This window comes from Pseudomonas sp. GW822-FHT03F04 (genome assembly GCF_058801405.1).
Window position 1 is genome coordinate 230,061 of sequence record NZ_JBXANF010000006.1, and the last position, 18,489, is coordinate 248,549.

Consider the following 18,489-nt stretch of genomic DNA (forward strand, 5'->3'; position numbering starts at 1 on the left):
CTCGCCCATTGCTTTTGTCCCTGCTTTGCCCATTAAATCAACGACTAACTTCTGCCTCCAACGGCTTGAAGTTGAGCAAAACGCCCCTATTTTAAGTGAGCCCCGTCAAAGCGCAGTGCCAGCATCGTGGAATATCGCCACTTTCCTCACCACCGTTTCCGGGTAGAATGCTCGTTCGCATGCGGCCATGAGGGCTGCACGGGCGACTCACGGGGCCGCCCTCCATCCCTTTAGTGTGGAAGATCCTGCCGATATGTTTGCGCCTTTGTTAAAGAAACTTTTTGGAAGCAAGAACGAGCGTGAAGTCAAACGCATGCTCAAGACGGTGCAGCTCGTCAATGCCTTCGAAGAGAAGATGGTCGCCCTCTCGGACGATCAACTGCGCGCCAAGACCGCAGAGTTCAAGGACCGCATCGCCAAAGGGGAAACCCTCGACAAGCTGTTGCCGGAAGCTTTTGCGGTCGCCCGCGAAGCCGGCAAGCGCGTCATGGGCATGCGTCACTTCGACGTCCAGCTGATCGGCGGCATGACCCTGCATGAAGGCCGGATTGCCGAAATGCGTACCGGTGAAGGCAAGACCCTGGTGGGTACCCTGGGCGTTTACCTCAACGCGCTGTCCGGCAAGGGCGTGCACGTTGTGACCGTGAACGATTACCTGGCCCGCCGTGACGCCAACTGGATGCGTCCGCTGTATGAATTCCTCGGCCTGACCGTCGGCATCGTGACGCCGTTCCAGCCGCCGGAAGAGAAACGTCTGGCCTACGCCGCCGACATTACCTACGGCACCAACAACGAATTCGGGTTCGACTACCTGCGCGACAACATGGCGTTCAGCATGGAAGAGAAATTCCAGCGCGAACTCAACTTTGCCGTGATCGACGAAGTCGACTCCATCCTCATCGACGAAGCGCGTACCCCGCTGATCATTTCCGGTCAGGCCGAGGACAGCTCCAAGCTGTACATCGAGATCAACAAACTGATCCCGAAACTCAAGCTGCACGTCGAAGAAGTCGAAGGCGTCGTCACCCAGGAAGGCCACTTCACCGTCGACGAGAAGACCCGTCAGGTCGAACTCAACGAAGCCGGTCACCAGTTCATCGAAGACCAACTGACCAGCATCGGTCTGCTGGCCGAGGGCGAGAGCCTGTACTCGGCGCATAACCTGAGCCTGCTGACTCACGTTTACGCCGGCCTGCGTGCGCACAAACTGTTCAACCGCAACGTTGAATACATCGTGCAGGACGGTCAGGTCGTACTGGTCGACGAACACACCGGCCGTACCATGCCGGGTCGTCGTCTGTCCGAAGGCCTGCACCAGGCCATCGAAGCCAAGGAAAACCTGAACATCCAGGCCGAGAGCCAGACCCTGGCATCGACCACGTTCCAGAACTACTTCCGTCTGTACGACAAGCTGTCCGGCATGACCGGTACGGCCGATACCGAAGCGTTCGAATTCCACCAGATCTATGGTCTGCCGGTCATCGTGATCCCGACCAACAAGCCGTTGGCCCGTAAGGACTACAACGACCTGGTGTTCCTGACCGCCGAAGAGAAATACGCGGCGATCGTCAATGACATCAAGGAAAGCATGGCTGCCGGTCGTCCGGTGCTGGTGGGTACTGCCACCATCGAAACCTCCGAGCACATGTCCGCATTGCTCGTGAAGGAAGGCATCGAACACAAGGTTCTGAACGCCAAGTTCCACGAAAAAGAAGCCGAGATCATCGCGCAGGCCGGTCGTCCGGGCGCCCTGACCATCGCTACCAACATGGCCGGTCGTGGTACCGACATCCTGTTGGGCGGCAACTGGGAAGTTGAAGTCGCGTCGCTGGAAAACCCGACCCCTGAGCAGATCGCCCAGATCAAGGCCGACTGGCAGAAGCGTCACCAGCAAGTGCTGGAGTCCGGCGGCTTGCAGGTGATCGCGTCCGAGCGTCACGAATCCCGTCGTATCGACAACCAGCTGCGTGGCCGTGCCGGCCGTCAGGGTGACGCCGGTTCCAGCCGCTTCTACCTGTCGCTGGAAGACAGCCTGATGCGCATTTTCGCCTCTGACCGGGTGAAGAACTTCATGAAAGCCCTGGGCATGCAGTCCGGTGAAGCGATCGAGCACCGCATGGTGACCAACGCCATCGAGAAGGCACAGCGCAAGGTTGAAGGCCGCAACTTCGACATTCGCAAGCAATTGCTCGAGTTCGACGACGTCAACAACGAACAGCGTAAAGTGATCTATCACATGCGTAACACGTTGCTGGCCGCGGACAACATCGGCGAGACCATCGCTGATTTCCGTCAGGACGTACTGAACGCCACCGTCAGCGCACACATTCCGCCGCAATCGCTGCCAGAGCAGTGGGACGTGGCCGGTCTGGAAGCGTCGATCGCCAGCGACTTCGGTGTGAAACTGCCGATCCAGCAATGGCTCGACGAAGACGATCACCTGTACGAAGAAACCCTGCGCGAGAAGCTGATGAACGAGCTGATCGCCGCGTACAACGAGAAAGAAGACCAGGCCGGTGCCGATGCACTGCGCTCCTTCGAGAAGCAGATCGTGCTGCGCGTTCTGGACGACCTGTGGAAAGACCACCTGTCGACCATGGATCACCTGCGTCACGGTATCCACCTGCGTGGCTACGCCCAGAAGAACCCGAAGCAGGAATACAAGCGCGAGTCCTTCACGCTGTTCTCCGAGCTGCTGGATTCGATCAAGCGCGACTCGATCCGTGTGCTGTCGCACGTTCAGGTTCGCCGCGAAGATCCGGCCGAGGAAGAGGCGCGTCTGCGTCAGGAAGCCGAGGCGCTGGCCGCGCGTATGCAGTTCGAACACGCCGAGGCGCCAGGTCTGGAGCAGCCGGAAGCACTGGTCGGTGAAGAGGTCGATGTGGCCCTGGCCACCGCGCCGGTTCGCAACGAGCAGAAGCTGGGCCGCAACGAACTGTGCTACTGCGGTTCGGGCAAGAAATTCAAGCATTGCCACGGGCAGATCCAGTAAAACCCGTTTCAATCGCTGATATACCCGCGCCGCGACCGGCACCAGCCGTCGCGGCGTTTTGCCATTTACACCACCGTCACTACGCTTGGCGGTGCTGACATCATTGAGTAAGGAGCGCATTCATGGCTGTTGGTCTTGGTCCTTTGCCAACGTTGCACCCGGTTGCCGGTTTTGAACTCGGTATCGCTTCGGCCGGCATCAAGCGCCCTGGGCGCAAGGATGTCGTCGTGATGCGCTGTGCCGAAGGTTCCACCGTGGCGGGCGTGTTCACGTTGAACGCTTTCTGCGCCGCGCCGGTGATCCTGGCCAAGAAACGCGTGCAGAACGCTGTGCGCTACCTGTTGACCAACACCGGCAATGCCAACGCTGGCACCGGCGAGCCGGGCCTGGCCGCCGCTGAGCGCACGACCGCGAAACTGGCTGAACTGACCGGCGTGGATGCCAGCCAGATCCTGCCGTACTCCACTGGCGTGATCGGCGAGCCGCTGCCGGTCGAGAAGATCGAAGGCGCCTTGCAGGCTGCGCTGGACGATCTGTCGGAAAACAACTGGGAAGCGGCCGCCACCGGCATCATGACCACCGACACGCTGCCAAAAGGCGCCAGCCGCCAGTTCCAGCATGACGGCGTGACCATCACTGTCACCGGCATCAGCAAGGGCGCGGGCATGATCCGTCCGAACATGGCGACCATGCTCGGCTACATCGCCACCGACGCCAAAGTCTCCCGCGACGTGTTGCACAACCTGATGCTGGACGGCGCCAACAAGTCGTTCAACCGCATCACCATCGACGGCGACACCTCGACCAACGACTGCTGCATGCTGATCGCCACCGGTAAGGCAGCGCTGCCGGAAATCACCCGTGCCGAAGGCGAGCTGTTCGCCAAGCTGAAACAGGCCGTGTTCGAAGTGTGCATGGACGTGGCTCAGGCCATCGTGCGTGACGGCGAAGGCGCGACCAAGTTCGTGACCGTTGAAGTCAACGGCGGCGGCAATCACCAGGAATGCCTGGACGTCGGCTACACCGTGGCCCACTCGCCGCTGATCAAGACTGCACTGTTCGCTTCCGACCCGAACTGGGGCCGCATCCTCGCCGCTGTCGGCCGTGCCGGCGTGCCGGATCTGGACGTGAGCAAGATCGACGTATTCCTCGGTGACGTGTGCATTGCCAGCCGTGGCGCCCGTGCTGCGACCTACACTGAAGCCCAGGGCTCGGCAGTGATGCAGCAGGAAGAAATCACCATCCGTATCGAACTGGGTCGCGGCGATTGCAGCGAAACCATCTGGACCACCGACCTGTCCCACGAGTACGTGAAGATCAACGCCGAATACCGCACCTGATCCCTGCCGAAGAGGGAGGTCTGCGGGCCTCCTTTTCTTCTGTCCCATGAAAGGACCCGAACATGAGCCTTCAACTGATCATCGGCGACAAACTGCTTTCCTCCTGGTCCCTGCGCGCGGCACTGGCGCTTGAACTGACCGGCGCGCCCTACACCGAAGAGCTGATCAAACTCGGCAAGCCCGACACCCGCGAGCGCCTGCTCAAGCATTCGCCCACCGGCAAGGTGCCGCTGCTGACCACCGCACGGGGTACCATCGCCGACTCTCTGGCGATTGCCGAATACCTGGCCGAACAGTTTCCTTCCGAACAGCTCTGGCCGACTGATATCGCGGCCCGCGCTCAGGCGCGTTCTGCCTGCGCGCAGATGCACAGCGGCTTCTTCGCCATGCGCAATCACATGCCGTTCAACCTGAGCCACGACGCGCCGCTCAACCCGGTACCGCCGGAAGTGAAGGTCGATGTCGAGCGCATGCTCGCGCTGTGGGCCGAATGCCGTGCCGTGGCTACCGAGCCGGGGCCGTTCCTGTTTGGTCGCGTGTCGTTGGCGGATGCGTTCTTCGCGCCGATTGCCGTGCGCCTGCGTACCTATCAGGTGCGGCTGCCGGCCGAAGACGAAGCCTATGTTGAAACCGTTTATCAGTGGCCGGCCTTCAAGGCCTGGCAAAAGGCAGGACTGGAGGAGTTGCAGTCGTGAAACGCGTACACGTCGCTGCTGCCGTCATCCGTGACGACAGCGGCAAAATCCTCATCGCCCGCCGGGCCGATACCCAGCACCAGGGCGGTCTGTGGGAATTTCCCGGTGGCAAGGTCGAGGCCGATGAGTCGGTTGAAACTGCGCTGGCCCGTGAGCTGCACGAAGAGTTGGGCATTGTCGTCGGCGCTGCTCGCCCGCTGATCAAGGTTCGCCACGATTACCCGGACAAGCAGGTGTTGCTGGATGTCTGGGAAGTCTCAAGCTTCACCGGCGAACCCCACGGCGCCGAAGGCCAGCCCTTGGCCTGGGTGTCGGCCAAAGAACTGACGAATTATGAATTCCCGGCAGCCAACCAGCCGATCGTGGCGGCGGCGCGTCTGCCCGCTGAATACCTGATCACCCCGGAAGATCTGGAAACCCCGGCCTTGCTGCGCGGCATCCAGAAGGCGATTGCCGGGGGCATCAAGCTGATCCAGCTGCGTGCGCCCAATGGTTATGACCCGAAGTACCGCGATCTGGCGGTGGACGCGGTCGGCCTGTGTGCCGGCAAGGCGCAGTTGATGATCAAGGGCCCGTTCGAGTGGCTGGGCGATTTCCCGTCCGCCGGTTGGCACATTACCTCGGCTCAGCTGCGCAAGTACGCGGCAGCGGGGCGTCCGCTACCGGCGGAGCGCTGGCTGGCGGCGTCCTGCCACAATGCTGAAGAACTGGCGCTGGCCGAGCAGATGGGCGTGGATTTCGTCACTCTTTCGCCAGTGCAGCCGACCCTGACTCATCCGGATGCGCAGCCGCTGGGCTGGGAGCAGGCTTCGACGCTGATCGAAGGCTTCAGCAAGCCGGTATTCCTGTTGGGCGGTGTTGGCCCGGCCGAGCGCGAGAAAGCGTGGAATGCCGGGGCTCAGGGTGTGGCGGGGATTCGGGCGTTCTGGCCTGAGGCCTGACTGGGCATCTGAACACTCCCGCGCCTGGCGTGGGAGTGATCAGTTTTCGGGTTTTGCGGCGGGTTGCCACAGAATCTCGGCAATGCCCTGGCGCCGCGCAATCAGCCTCGCCGCCACAAACAACAGATCCGACAGGCGATTGATGTAAGCCAGGCCCACCCCGGCCAACGGTTCGATCGCATTCAAATGCTGGCAACGCCGCTCCGCACTGCGCGCCAGGCTGCGGCAGACATGCGCCTGGGCAATCAGCATCGAACCGCCGGGCAGAATGAAGTTCTCCAGCGGCCCCAATTCCTCGTTCCAGACATCGATGGCTGCTTCCAGCCGTTCGATTTCTGCCGTGTTCAGCGCCTGATATTCCGGCATCGCCAGCTCGCCCCCGAGGTCGAACAAGCGGTGCTGACAGGGCGCCAGCACGTCGATCAATTCATTCAGCCCTGGACAGGTTTCGCGTTCGGCGAGCAACCCGGCCAGCAGCACGCCGACCTGACTGTTCAGCGTGTCGACCTCGCCAATGGCTTCGATGCGCGGGTGATCCTTGGGCACGCGGCGACCATCGCCGAGGCCGGTTTCGCCTTTGTCGCCGGTGCGGGTGTAGATCTTCGACAAGCGAAAGCCCATGGTTTACCTCGGTAGTTGATTGGTTTCTGCGGCAATGGGTGCAGGTTGCGTGAGCGGCAGGCGCAGGGTGAAGCAGGTGCCTTGTCCCGGTGCCGACTGCACTTCCATCTGCCCTTTGTGGTTGTTGGTGATGATGAAATACGACACCGACAGCCCGAGCCCCGTGCCCTGGCCGATTTCCTTGGTGGTGAAGAACGGCTCGAAGGTGCGTTTGCGCACGTTCTCGCTCATGCCGATGCCGTTGTCCTCGACCTGTATCTCGGCCCACGGCGGATTGAGTTTGGTGCGCAAGATGATCCGCCCCGGCTCGCTGTCGTCTTCGCGCAGGTGGATCGCCTGCGCAGCGTTTTTCAGCAGGTTGAGCAGCACTTGTTCAAGTTCGTTGGCGGTGCCCGGAACCGGACCCAGCGCCGGGTCAAACTGACGGATGATCGCCTGACCCTTGAAATCGAAGCCGATCGCCAGGTCGAAGTCGTTGCCGGCGATATCCACCGCTTGATCGATCAGCGCCGGCAGGTCGCAAGGGGCCATCTGCCGGGTGCTGCGGCGGCTGAAACTGAGCATGTGGGTGACGATTTTTGCCGCCCGGGCACCGGCCTGCTGAATGCCGTCGAGCAATTGCGGGACTTCCCGGCCTTGTAGGTAGCGGTTCACGGTATCCAGTTCGATGCCCAGTTGTTCGGCCTGCTCGAGGTTTTTCGGCAGGTCGGGCGACAGACGTCTGCGAATGTTCTGCACGTTGTGCAGGATCGCGCCCAGCGGGTTGTTGATCTCGTGGGCCATGCCGGCGGCGAGGCCGCCGACCGAGAGCATTTTTTCCGACTGCACCATCATGTCCTCCAGCGACAGGCGCTGGGTGATGTCGTCGATCCGGATCACCACGCCGCGTCCGGCACCGCCCATCAGTGGATAAAACGTCAGGGCGTAATGCTTGGGCTCGTCATCCTTGAACCAGGTCACCCGCTCGATTTTCGCCACGGTGTGCTGTTCGACGGTCTGCTTGAGCTGCGGCAGGAAAGGCTTGAGCGGTTCGAACGCGAGGAAGATCGGCTGATTCAGCGCTTCGTCCAGCCGGGTGCCGGAGAGGGCGCTGGCCTCCTGGTTCCATTGCGTGACATAGAGCTGCTCGTCGAGGGCGATCAGCGCCGAGGGCATGGAGTCGATGATGCTGTTGAGGTAGTTCTGAAAACCCGTGAGCTTCTTCTCGATCTTGCTCCGCACCTGGACTTCCAGCTCCAGTTTGCGGTTGGTGTGGCGGGTTTCTTCGGCCAGCCCCTGCGCCTGATCGTAGGCGGCTTGCGAGTCATCGCGGGCGCGCTTGAGTTGCTGCTCCCGGGCCTCGATGCGCGAGAGCATGGTGTTGAAGGCCTCGGCCAGACTGCCGATTTCGTCGTGGTTGCCGCGTGAGGCGCGCAGGGCGTAGTTCTCCTCGCGGGTGACCTGGCGGGACAGTTCTTCGAGTTGATGGATCGGCCGGGTGATCAGGCGTTTGATTTGCCGGGCAATCACCAGCCACAGCAGTACGCTGAAGATCAGGATCCCCAGGCTCGCCGTCAGGGTACCGGTGTAGAACGCCATCGGCAGTTCGCTGCTGGCCACCAGCAACAGATGACCCGGCGCAGTGTCGGGACGGGGCAGGGTGATCAGCTGGTTGCTGCGAAACTCGGTGAGTTGCCAGGCTTCGATATGCCGGTAGCGCTCCGGCAGGTTGAGCTTGTCGCCACGTTGCACCTGCGCAATGCGATCGCCCTTGCCGTCATACAGGGCGGCAGCGCGCAGCGGCGAGTAACTGTCGAGCTCCTTGAGCAGGCGCTCGGCGCTTTGCGGTGACTGCAAGGCTTCGGCGACCAGGCTCGGGTTCGATACCAGTCGGCCAATGGTCTGCAACGCCTGGGGCGCCATGCTTTCCTGGGAAATGTAATAGGCCGCGCTGATGAAGGTCAGGTTGGCGACCAGTAACACGGTGGTCAACAGCACCAGCAGGGCGGCCAGCAGTTTCTGGCCTACCGGCAGGTTTTCGAGGCGCTGGCGCAATGGCATCAGGTTTATCGCAGCAAAGGAACAAGTGGGCAGCGTAGCCGCTGCTCAGTCGACGGGCAATCCGAGACTGTGCAGATGCGCGGTCAGGCGCTGCTGCAATTGCTTCAGATGCGGCAGGTTGAGCTGGTGCCGCTGCGCAACCTTGCAGGCATGACCCAGCAGGTAGCTGATCTCGGTGCGGCGTTTGCTGGCCACGTCCTGATACATGGACGAGAAATTGGCTGCGGTGGCCGAAATCACCCGTTCGACTTCCTGTTGCAGGTTGTCCGCCGCTGCTGGCTGGCCGCAACGCTCCAGCAATTCGGTCAGTTCGGCGCACAGCGTGGCGACTTCGCAGTGATGTTCCTGCAATCCCCCGTTACGGCAGTCGTGTAACACCGTCAGCGGATTGATCGCACAGTTGAGCGCCAGTTTTCGCCACAGCCGGGTGAGGATGTCGGCGCTCCATTCATGAGGAATCTTTGCCGCTTCAAGATCATCCAGCCAGAACGGTGCCACGGGATGACCGGCATCGCCGAGCCAGGTGTAACCGTGGCCGGCAAAGACCACGCGCCAGTCGCCATCGCGAAACGCGCCTTCGGTGCTGGAGGCGCTGATGCAACGGGCCTGCGGGACTTGCGCGGCGACCGCTTCCTGACTGCCGAGGCCATTCTGCAAAAGAATCAGTTCTGCATCCGGCGCCAGGCGATGAGCGACACCGGCCACGGCGCTTTCGGCGTCATAGGCCTTGCACGCCACCAGCAGGCGACGGATCGGTTCGGGACTGTCCGGTGTTTCGCCAGGGATGGCGTAGCTGCTGGCCACGCCTTGTTCCACGAGGGTCAGGCCGCCCGCCGTCGCATAGTCATGCAAACGATCGATATCGCGCAGGATCAACCGGACCGGCAATCCGGCCCGGGCCAGGCGCGTGGCCCAGAGTGTGCCGAGACTTCCGGCGCCGAGGATATGCCAGGGGGTGGACATCAGTTTTTCACTCGGTAAGGTACAGGCATGCAAGGCTCGCCGTGTCGGTGGGAAAAGACCCGTTATAATGAGCCCGATTTTAACCGCAAGCCAAGCGCGCCGCGTCCTGAACGAGCGCGCCTTTTTATTGGAGAGATTACATGCCGTCGTTCGACGTGGTATCCGAACTGGACAAACACGAACTCACCAACGCGGTCGAGAACGCCGTGAAGGAACTCGATCGTCGTTATGACCTGAAAGGCAAGGGCAGCTTCGAATTCAAGGAAAAGGACCTGACCGTCCACCTGACCGCTGAAGCCGATTTCCAGCTGGAAGCGATGATCGAGATCCTCAAGCTGGCCCTGGTCAAGCGCAAGATCGACGTACAGTGCCTCGAAGTCAAAGACTCCTTCGCATCGGGCAAACTGATGAAGCAGGACGCCGTGCTGAAGGAAGGCATCGACAAGGAACTGGCGAAGAAGATCGTCGGCCACATCAAGGACGCCAAACTCAAGGTGCAGGCCGCCATTCAGGGCGAGCAGGTGCGTGTGACCGGCAAGAAGCGTGACGACCTGCAGGAAGCCATCGCTGCCCTGCGCGCCAAGGAATTCGGCATGCCACTGCAATTCAACAACTTCCGCGACTGAGCCATCCGAGTCGGGAACCTCTCGGCGTTTTCAGCGTCCGAGGCCCAAGCAGCGGCAGAAACGATTGAGCCCCCACAGGGCCGGTCGTTCTGCCGCTGATTTTTTCAGCCCGGGAAGCCGGCAATCAGGAGATAAAAGATGGATTTGAATGCTGAGGTAGACAACCTGGTCAAGGCGTCCCAGGCGTGGATTCCGATGATCATGGAATACGGCAGTCGTGTGCTGTTGGCGGTGATTACCCTGGCGATCGGCTGGTGGCTGATCAACAAGGTCACGCAAAAACTCGGTGGCCTGCTGGCTCTGCGCAATGCCGACCTGGCTTTGCAAGGTTTCATCAGCAGCCTGGCCAACATCATTCTCAAGGTGCTGTTGATCGTCAGCGTGGCATCGATGATCGGCGTCGAGACCACTTCGTTTGTGGCGGCGATCGGTGCGGCCGGCCTGGCCATCGGCCTGGCATTGCAGGGCAGCCTGGCGAACTTCGCCGGTGGCGTGCTGATTCTGCTGTTCCGTCCGTTCCGTATCGGTGACTGGATCGAAGCGCAAGGCGTGGCGGGTACTGTCGACAGCATCCAGATTTTCCACACCGTGCTGCGTACCGGCGACAACAAGACCATCATCGTGCCGAACGGCAATCTGTCGAATGGCATCATTACCAACACCAACCGTCAGCCAACCCGCAAGGTTGTGTTTGATGTGGGTGTCGATTACGAAGCCGATCTGCAAAAGGCCCGTCAGGTGCTGCTGGATCTGGCCAAGGATGATCGCGTTCTGCAGGATCCGGCGCCGCAGGCTGTCATTTCTACCTTGGGCGATAGTTCGATCACTGTTTCCCTGCGGGTCTGGGTTAAAACTGCAGATTATTGGGATGTGATGTTCATGTTTAACGAACAATCCCGTGATCGTTTAAAGACTGCCGGCATCGATATTCCGTTTCCACAGCGTGTGATTCGTGTGGTTCAGGAATCGGCGGTGTAATGATAGGTTGCTAATTAATTGCCTGACTTGTTGGTCAGGCATTTATTACAAGTGACAGATAACAAAAAAGGCCCATCCGAAGATGGGCCTTTTTTTATGCTACCAAACTAACCACTGACGATTACAAGATGTTCAGTGGGTACTCGGTGATCAGACGGAACTCTTTCACGTCGCCTTCTTTCTCGTCAGAGTTGGCAACGTGCCAAGCCTGGCGAATACGGAAGGACAGGTCTTTTGCCGGACCGCTTTGAACCACATATTTGGCTTCAAAGTTGGTTTCGTGGTGCTTGCCATCTTCACCGTAGAGACCGGCGTAAGAGCTACCCGCTGGAGTGTGGGTACCGTCGATATCCCAGCCTTTAACGTAACGAACCATGAAGCTCAGACCAGGAACGCCATACTCGGCCATTTTCAGGTCGTAACGGGCTTGCAGGGATTTCTCGCCTGCACCGTTAAAGTCGGAGTACTGGATGGAGTTGGCGAGGAAGATCGAGTCGCCACCACGGTTGTTCTTGCCCACGCCGATGTAGTCGAACGGGGTGTCGCCGTTGACCTTCTGGAAGGCCAGGGTGAAGGTGTGCGCTTTCAGGAACGACAGCGCGGTTGCCAGCGAGAAGGCGGTGTTGCTGATTTCGCCCGCTTTGGCGCTACCGGTGTCGGTGGTGCGGTAGATGTTGAAGTCAGTGTTCAACGAAGTGTCACCACCGAATGGAGTGGTGAGGTTCACGTTCGCGTAGTACTGGTTCCAGATGTCTTCCAGCTTGGCGCCGTACAGGGATGCAGTCAGGTTGTCAGTGATGCCGTATTTACCACCGAAGTAGTCGATGTTTTTGGCTTCTACGCCTGCGTAGGTGGCGTAAAGGCCGCCTTCACGAGCGTTTTTGTCCTGGCTGGTAGCCGAGTAGAAGTGACCGGCTTCGAGATCGAGGTCTTTGATTTCACTGCTCTGCAGCTGGAAGCCACTGGCAGTTTGCGGCAGAACGCGGGAACCACCGACAGCGAACACTGGAGCAGTGCTTGGCTGCTGGTCGCCGATTTTCAGCTCGGTTTTGGAGATGCGGAATTTGATGGCTGCGCCGGCTTTGCCTTGGCTCTCATCAACGTCATGGGCATAACCGTTGGCTTTGACAGTATTGCTGCGGCTCATGTTACCGGTACCGGAAGTACCGTCACCGCCGTCCAGTTTGACCGCCAGGTAACCGAATGCATCGATACCGACGCCTACGGTGCCTTGGGTGTAACCGGAAGTGAAGTTGCCGAGGAAACCCTGGGTCCAGTCTTTCTGGTCGTGGCCGCCGTTCTTGTTGTCACGGTTGAAGTAGTAGTTCTTCAACGTTTCGGTCAGTTTGGCGTCTTCAACAAAGCCTTTGGCTTCAGACTGGTCACTAACAAACGGTGCGGCCGTAGCCAACTGAGTACTGGCTGCTGTAACGGCCAGTGCGATCATGCTCCACTTCATCACGCGCATCGTGATTTGCTCCTTTGGTTTTAGAAGAGTACTGCCGTCCCACCTGTTTTATTATCTGGGCGGCTCTTTCTTTTTGTGTCGGCGCAAACTTATATCACGCCGACAATGTTGGCGATACTTGCGCATACAACCTTTCATGTTCTTTACGACGCTGTCGCAAATGGCTTGGTTGATGTCGCAAATTCACAGTACCAATGCAGCCGGACTGACAACTTTATCGCTGTTTCTGGGCCTTTTTGCATCGGTAAAAAAGAGTCCCTGGCAAAACACTTGAATCTCCATCGGGCAACCCTGCCACTGTTTTTTTCGGGCTTTGAGCAACCACTTCCCGTGGCGTGCTCATAGCTCATATGAGTACGAATGCAACAAGCGTGCACAAACCGCAAAATTGATGCGGTTATTTTTCCATGGCCCCGCTCGCTGCTGTAAAAACCTTGTAAATACGGGCTCGCGCGCCCCTTTTTGATGAGGGTTGACGCGCTTGCTCGCTTGGTGTTGCCTCGCGCGTTTTTGCGCATGACAACCAAAAACGTTACCGGTTCACCCTGTCAGTGAGTATTTGGCGGATGCCCGAGCCATTGAGCGTAGACGCACTGTACGGTTTTGGTGCAAATATTTTTTCTGGCTGTACTGAATTCAAACACTTGCACCCTGTCATGACCCTGAACGCGGTAGTGAGTCGCGGTCATTCCGGCGTGTTGCCTGGCTCGGTGGGTCTCGTGCTGGTGCGCGATCGCCAGAAATGTTCCATGTCGGGGCGCCGCTTCATCGTGAAGGGCAGGGCATTCGAAGGTATGCTGCCGTCCTGTCGTTTAGTGCGCCCTCCACCGGGCTGGCCCACTAAGCTGAATATTGTCGATCAGCCGGGAGTACACCCAGTGTTTGCTTTAGATTCACGACTTCAACAGGACACGCTGATCATCGGCGACTTCCCGCTCTGCCGGCTGCTGCTGTCCAACGACGCCAACTACCCCTGGTTCATCCTGGTACCTCGTCGCGACGATATCAGCGAGTTGTTTCAATTGGATGTCGCCGACCAGCAGCGTCTGTGGCAGGAGACCACGGCCCTGGCTGAAGTACTCAAGGACTCGTTCGATGCCGACAAGATGAACGTTGCCACCTTGGGTAACGTTGTCAGCCAGCTGCACATGCATGTGATCGTGCGCAAACGTGATGATGCCGCATGGCCGGCGCCGGTCTGGGGCAAGCACCCCGCCAAACCTTACAGCGCCGAGCAGGTAGCCGCGATCCGCGAGCGCCTGCGCCTGGTGCTGGACGACGATTTCAAGTTTCTGGAGGTTTGATCATGAGCCTGGAAGAACGCGTCAACGATCTGGAAAGCCGTCTGGCGTTTCAGGACGACACCATTCAGGCGTTGAACGACGTGCTGGTGGCGCAACAGAGAGTCGTGGAGCGTCTGCAATTGCAGATGGCCGCGCTGCTCAAGCGTCAGGAAGAAATGGTCGGCCAGTTCGGGTCCTTCGAAGAAGACGCACCGCCGCCGCACTACTGAGTTTCTGCATTTTATTTGGGCAATAAAAAACCGCGAACAGCCAGGCTGTTCGCGGTTTTTTCGTTTCAGATCAGCGACGCGGCAGGGCGGCGATCACGTCTTCGGCTTGCAGGCCTTTGTCACGGTTCATCACCGAGAACTCCACGCGCTGGCCTTCGACCAGAACGCGGTGGCCTTCGCCACGGATGGCGCGAAAGTGCACGAAAATATCATCGCCGGAATCCCGGGAGATAAAGCCGAAGCCTTTGGAGGTGTTGAACCACTTGACGGTGCCGGTATCGCGGTTGCTCATGTCGTAGCTTTGCGCGGCGGCGGCCGGTGAGGATTTATAGAAGCTGACGGCCAGGTGCACGGCCACGGCAACCAGAGCAATGACCAGGCTGAACAGCACAGCTGGCTGGCCGGCGATGACAGGCATCGGCGCGATCAGGGTCAGGGTTTGCAGGACGACGGTCAGTACCAGCAATGCGCTGACCAGATTTTGCAGATGCTGGCGCGGGCCTTTGTTCCAGTACGGGATCACTGGAGCGAGAACCAGGTTCAGCAGGCCGAAAAAGGCCAGGTAAAGTGCATCGGGCTGTTGCAGGTAAGGTACGGCTTCGGATCTCAAGCTAGGTATGAAGGACAGCAGCAAGGCTGCTGCGCCCATTAGCAGGTGGACGATTTTCAACATTTTTAATGACTCACGTTATGACGGCTCACAAGGAAGAGCTGAAGGCGCACGGTTCGCTTCGGAACAATAAGAGGCGTTGGACACGTGCCCGGCATCAGCCTATGCGCAACACCCGGAAAACAGGGCGTAGCGACACACTGCCTATTTAACAGTAAAGCCTGCAGCTACTCAAATAACGCCGGCCAGCGGCAGGGCGTGGGGCGATTTGTCGCCTCTATCGGGTCGATACGGGGGCTGCCATGGGAGGGAGGCCTTGCTACAGTGAACCGACACCTGCTGGATGAATTCAATCGCCGTTAGGGGGTAAGCATGGCAATCGATATCGGTATCAGTGAAGAAGACCGCAAATCCATCGTCGAAGGGCTTTCGCGTCTGCTGTCGGACACCTATGTGCTGTATCTGAAAACCCACAACTTCCACTGGAACGTCACCGGGCCGATGTTCCGGACCCTGCACCTGATGTTCGAAGAGCAATACAACGAACTGGCCCTGGCCGTGGACTCGATCGCCGAGCGCATCCGCGCCCTGGGTTTCCCTGCGCCGGGCGCCTATGCGACTTACGCGCGTCTTTCCTCTATTAAAGAAGAAGTGGGCGTGCCGAGTGCGGAAGACATGATCAAACAACTGGTCGAAGGCCAGGAAGCGGTCACCCGCACGGCACGGGGGATTTTCCCGCTGCTGGATAAAGTCAGTGATGAGCCGACGGCTGATCTTCTGACTCAGCGCATGCAAGTCCATGAGAAAACCGCGTGGATGCTCAGGGCACTGCTCGAAGCCTGATCGCCCGAGGCGCACGGACACCGTTTGTGGGTCGTGCGCCCGTTTTGGCCGGGAAAAAGCGTTCGCTATTGTAGGAAGCGAAGTAAGCACTTCGCTGGTCCATGATCCTCCCTGTTGTGTTGGCTTATCCTACGTCGACGGTCAAAAAGTCGTCTGGATATACCTTTGCCCCTGCGCTTTTAATGAGGTCACAGGATGTTGCCTTGAAAACAAGCAGCGATGGCAAAGGAGTGTCAACGATATGGAAGGTGGAGACAGGCGAAGTGAAATCGCCATCGGCTCACAGCAGGACCGAGCCGCGGCGCCGTTTCTTGACGAATTCGACATGGCATTGATCCGGCCATTGGCCCGGTCGGTGCGTTTGAACGGGTTTGCGACCTGCATGCGGCTGGAACAGGTCTACTGGAATATTCTGGGTCGCATGGCCGAGGAGAATTGCTGTTCGGTCGGCACGTTGTTATCCCGTGTCGATCGCGAAGTGCACTTGCGTCATGGTGGCGTGAAGAACTTCAGCGGTCTGGTACGGGTGGTGTGTGTCGTACATGGCTTGCGCGATGCCCCGGTGACCACCGGGGGTTGTCAATGACTGGGCGGCCTGTGCAGTCTTCCGGCTGCACAGGCCGCATTTAATGGATATAATCCCGCTCTTTCGCCACACCGCCCTGCGGGAGTTGGCAATCTGATCGCCGAGACAACGCCATGCCGATGTACGATTACCAATGTGCTTCCTGTGGTCATCAGTTGGAAGCCATTCAAAAGATCAGTGATGCACCGCTGATCGATTGCCCTGCCTGTCAGGCACCAGAGCTCAAGAAACAGCTGTCCATGCCAGGCTTTCGCCTCAGCGGCAGCGGTTGGTACGAAACCGATTTCAAGACCGGCGCGAAGAAGAATCTGGCCGGTGGCGACAAATCTGACTAGGGTTCAGACCCAGGTCGAACGACACGCGCGAGTATCCACCGGTCGCACATAGCTTGAGTGCGATGGATCTCCACCGAATTTCGAATTACGAGAAGCGAAACCACTACCATGATGCGCAGCCATTATTGCGGCCAACTGAACGAAAGCCTGGAAGGCCAGGAAATTACCCTTTGCGGATGGGTTCACCGTCGCCGCGACCACGGCGGGGTGATTTTCCTCGATATCCGTGATCGTGATGGTCTGGCCCAGGTGGTGTTCGACCCGGATCGCGCCGAGAGCTTCGCCGCCGCCGACCGTGTGCGCAGCGAATACGTTGTGAAGATCACCGGCAAGGTGCGTCTGCGTCCGGCCGGTGCCACCAACGCCAACATGGCGTCGGGCATGATCGAAGTCCTGGGCTACGAACTGGAAGTGCTGAACGAGTCGGAAACCCCGCCGTTCCCGCTGAACGAGTTCTCCGACGTTGGCGAAGAAACCCGCCTGCGCTATCGCTTCCTCGATCTGCGTCGTCCGGAAATGGCCGAGAAGCTACGTCTGCGTTCGCGCATGACCACCAGCATCCGTCGCTTCCTGGACGAAAACGGCTTCCTCGACGTTGAAACGCCGATCCTGACCCGTGCAACGCCGGAAGGCGCGCGCGATTACCTCGTGCCGAGCCGTACCCACGCCGGTTCGTTCTTCGCGCTGCCGCAATCGCCACAGCTGTTCAAGCAACTGCTGATGGTCGCCGGCTTCGACCGTTACTACCAGATCGCCAAGTGCTTCCGTGACGAAGACCTGCGCGCTGACCGTCAGCCGGAATTCACCCAGATCGACATCGAGACCAGCTTCCTCGATGAAAAAGAGATCATGGGCCTGACCGAGCAAATGATCCGCAACCTGTTCAAGGAAGTGCTGGATCTGGAATTCGGCGAGTTCCCGCACATGACTTTCGAAGAAGCCATGCGCCGTTACGGTTCCGACAAGCCAGACCTGCGTATCCCGCTGGAACTGGTCGACGTTGCCGATCAACTGAAAGAAGTCGATTTCAAGGTGTTCAGCGGCCCGGCCAACGATCCGAAATGCCGTATCGCCGCACTGCGCGTTCCAGGCGGCGCGAGCATGCCGCGCAAGCAGATCGACGACTACACCAAGTTCGTCGGCATCTACGGTGCCAAGGGCCTGGCGTACATCAAGGTCAACGAGCGTGCTGCCGGTGTTGAAGGTCTGCAATCGCCGATCGTGAAAAACATCCCGGAAGCCAACCTGAACGTGATCCTCGATCGCGTCGGTGCAGTTGATGGCGATATCGTGTTCTTCGGCGCCGACAAGGCCAAGATCGTCAGCGAAGCCCTGGGCGCGCTGCGTATCAAGCTCGGTCACGACCTGAACCTGCTGACCTGCAAGTGGGCGCCGATGTGGGTCGTCGACTTCCCGATGTTCGAAGAGAACGATGACGGCAGCTTCTCTGCTCTGCATCACCCGTTCACTGCGCCGAAGTGCACCCCGGAAGAGCTCGAAGCCAACCCGGCGGGCGCTCTGTCCCGTGCCTACGACATGGTGCTGAACGGCACCGAGCTGGGTGGCGGTTCGATCCGTATCCACCGTAAAGAGATGCAGCAAGCGGTATTCCGCCTGTTGGGCATCAACGAAGCGGAACAGGAAGAGAAGTTCGGCTTCCTGCTCGACGCCCTGAAATACGGTGCGCCGCCGCACGGTGGTCTGGCTTTCGGTCTGGACCGTCTGGTGATGCTGATGACCGGCGCCCAGTCGATCCGTGAAGTGATCGCCTTCCCGAAAACCCAGAGTGCTGCCGACGTGATGACGCAGGCGCCGGGTGTTGTGGATGCCAAGGCATTGCGCGAATTGCACATTCGTTTGCGCGAAACGCCAAAGGCTGAGTAAGACGGGCCTGAAGGCGCATCTTCGGATGCGCCTTTTTTCTTTCTGTACCCCATG

At 59.3% G+C, this 18,489-nt stretch carries 17 protein-coding genes; 12 read left to right on the top strand and 5 right to left on the bottom strand.

Translation table 11 applies throughout. The features are described from left to right. Positions 1–253: 253 nt before the first annotated feature. The 4 genes from secA to AC1RMX_RS16070 all read left to right on the top strand — a co-directional run bounded on the left by secA (position 254) and on the right by AC1RMX_RS16070 (position 5,968). Entirely contained in the window at positions 254–2,992 is a 2,739-nt protein-coding gene (gene secA / locus AC1RMX_RS16055; RefSeq protein ID WP_096818321.1) for a preprotein translocase subunit SecA, read from the top strand. A 122-nt stretch (positions 2,993–3,114) separates the two neighbouring features. Beyond that, entirely contained in the window at positions 3,115–4,332 is a 1,218-nt protein-coding gene (gene argJ / locus AC1RMX_RS16060; protein ID WP_108563086.1) for a bifunctional glutamate N-acetyltransferase/amino-acid acetyltransferase ArgJ, read from the top strand. Between the two features lie 62 nt (positions 4,333–4,394). Beyond that, positions 4,395–5,027, top strand: coding sequence for a glutathione S-transferase family protein (locus tag AC1RMX_RS16065; RefSeq protein ID WP_493072525.1), 633 nt, complete (start codon positions 4,395–4,397; stop codon positions 5,025–5,027). Next, complete coding sequence (locus AC1RMX_RS16070; protein WP_192558840.1) at positions 5,024–5,968, top strand: Nudix family hydrolase; 945 nt, start codon at positions 5,024–5,026, stop codon at positions 5,966–5,968. Before AC1RMX_RS16065 ends, AC1RMX_RS16070 begins: the two co-directional genes overlap by 4 nt. Before the next feature lie 39 nt (positions 5,969–6,007). On the opposite strand, the gene AC1RMX_RS16075 is transcribed toward AC1RMX_RS16070, so the two are convergent. From AC1RMX_RS16075 to AC1RMX_RS16085, 3 genes are read right to left on the bottom strand one after another with little or no spacing between them, the layout of a single operon-like run. Continuing rightward, the gene (locus AC1RMX_RS16075) at positions 6,008–6,589 is read right to left on the bottom strand and encodes a cob(I)yrinic acid a,c-diamide adenosyltransferase (protein ID WP_096818312.1); all 582 of its coding nucleotides are present in this window, start codon (positions 6,587–6,589) and stop codon (positions 6,008–6,010) included. A 3-nt stretch (positions 6,590–6,592) separates the two neighbouring features. Beyond that, complete coding sequence (locus AC1RMX_RS16080) at positions 6,593–8,629, bottom strand: sensor histidine kinase (RefSeq protein WP_096818311.1); 2,037 nt, start codon at positions 8,627–8,629, stop codon at positions 6,593–6,595. Positions 8,630–8,674: 45 nt separating this feature from the next. Further along, positions 8,675–9,592 (bottom strand): putative 2-dehydropantoate 2-reductase, encoded by a 918-nt coding sequence (locus tag AC1RMX_RS16085; RefSeq protein WP_192558838.1) that lies wholly within the window; start codon positions 9,590–9,592, stop codon positions 8,675–8,677. A 140-nt stretch (positions 9,593–9,732) separates the two neighbouring features. Between AC1RMX_RS16085 and AC1RMX_RS16090 the strand changes: the two genes are divergently transcribed. Both AC1RMX_RS16090 and AC1RMX_RS16095 read left to right on the top strand, forming a co-directional pair. Then, entirely contained in the window at positions 9,733–10,218 is a 486-nt protein-coding gene (locus AC1RMX_RS16090; RefSeq protein ID WP_493072526.1) for a YajQ family cyclic di-GMP-binding protein, read from the top strand. 138 nt (positions 10,219–10,356) lie between these two features. After that, positions 10,357–11,196: a mechanosensitive ion channel family protein gene (locus AC1RMX_RS16095; RefSeq protein WP_007951217.1), complete on the top strand. Its 840-nt coding sequence runs from the start codon at positions 10,357–10,359 to the stop codon at positions 11,194–11,196. Positions 11,197–11,317: 121 nt separating this feature from the next. Here AC1RMX_RS16095 and AC1RMX_RS16100 read toward each other — a convergent pair whose 3' ends face one another. Further along, positions 11,318–12,664 carry an OprD family porin gene (locus AC1RMX_RS16100; RefSeq protein ID WP_096818306.1) on the bottom strand — a complete coding sequence of 449 codons (1,347 nt, stop codon included), beginning with the start codon at positions 12,662–12,664 and terminating at the stop codon, positions 11,318–11,320. Positions 12,665–13,542: 878 nt separating this feature from the next. Here AC1RMX_RS16100 and AC1RMX_RS16105 point away from each other — a divergent pair. Together AC1RMX_RS16105 and AC1RMX_RS16110 are read left to right on the top strand one after the other, a co-directional pair. After that, a complete protein-coding gene (locus AC1RMX_RS16105) occupies positions 13,543–13,968 on the top strand; it encodes an HIT family protein (RefSeq protein WP_273538305.1) in 426 nt (141 codons plus the stop codon). A 2-nt stretch (positions 13,969–13,970) separates the two neighbouring features. Further along, positions 13,971–14,177: a SlyX family protein gene (locus tag AC1RMX_RS16110; protein ID WP_096818305.1), complete on the top strand. Its 207-nt coding sequence runs from the start codon at positions 13,971–13,973 to the stop codon at positions 14,175–14,177. 70 nt (positions 14,178–14,247) lie between these two features. Here AC1RMX_RS16110 and AC1RMX_RS16115 read toward each other — a convergent pair whose 3' ends face one another. Further along, entirely contained in the window at positions 14,248–14,850 is a 603-nt protein-coding gene (locus tag AC1RMX_RS16115; RefSeq protein ID WP_096818303.1) for a cold-shock protein, read from the bottom strand. Between the two features lie 309 nt (positions 14,851–15,159). Here AC1RMX_RS16115 and AC1RMX_RS16120 point away from each other — a divergent pair, with 309 nt between their 5' ends. From AC1RMX_RS16120 to aspS, 4 genes are all read left to right on the top strand, one after another. Then, positions 15,160–15,630, top strand: a complete 471-nt coding sequence (locus AC1RMX_RS16120) for a Dps family protein (RefSeq protein WP_039766007.1) — start codon at positions 15,160–15,162, stop codon at positions 15,628–15,630. A 241-nt stretch (positions 15,631–15,871) separates the two neighbouring features. Further along, positions 15,872–16,216 carry a ribbon-helix-helix domain-containing protein gene (locus AC1RMX_RS16125; protein WP_102621273.1) on the top strand — a complete coding sequence of 115 codons (345 nt, stop codon included), beginning with the start codon at positions 15,872–15,874 and terminating at the stop codon, positions 16,214–16,216. 113 nt (positions 16,217–16,329) lie between these two features. Next, a complete protein-coding gene (locus tag AC1RMX_RS16130) occupies positions 16,330–16,551 on the top strand; it encodes an FmdB family zinc ribbon protein (protein WP_096818299.1) in 222 nt (73 codons plus the stop codon). A 108-nt stretch (positions 16,552–16,659) separates the two neighbouring features. Further along, entirely contained in the window at positions 16,660–18,435 is a 1,776-nt protein-coding gene (aspS, locus tag AC1RMX_RS16135; RefSeq protein WP_096818297.1) for an aspartate--tRNA ligase, read from the top strand. Positions 18,436–18,489 lie beyond the last annotated feature (54 nt).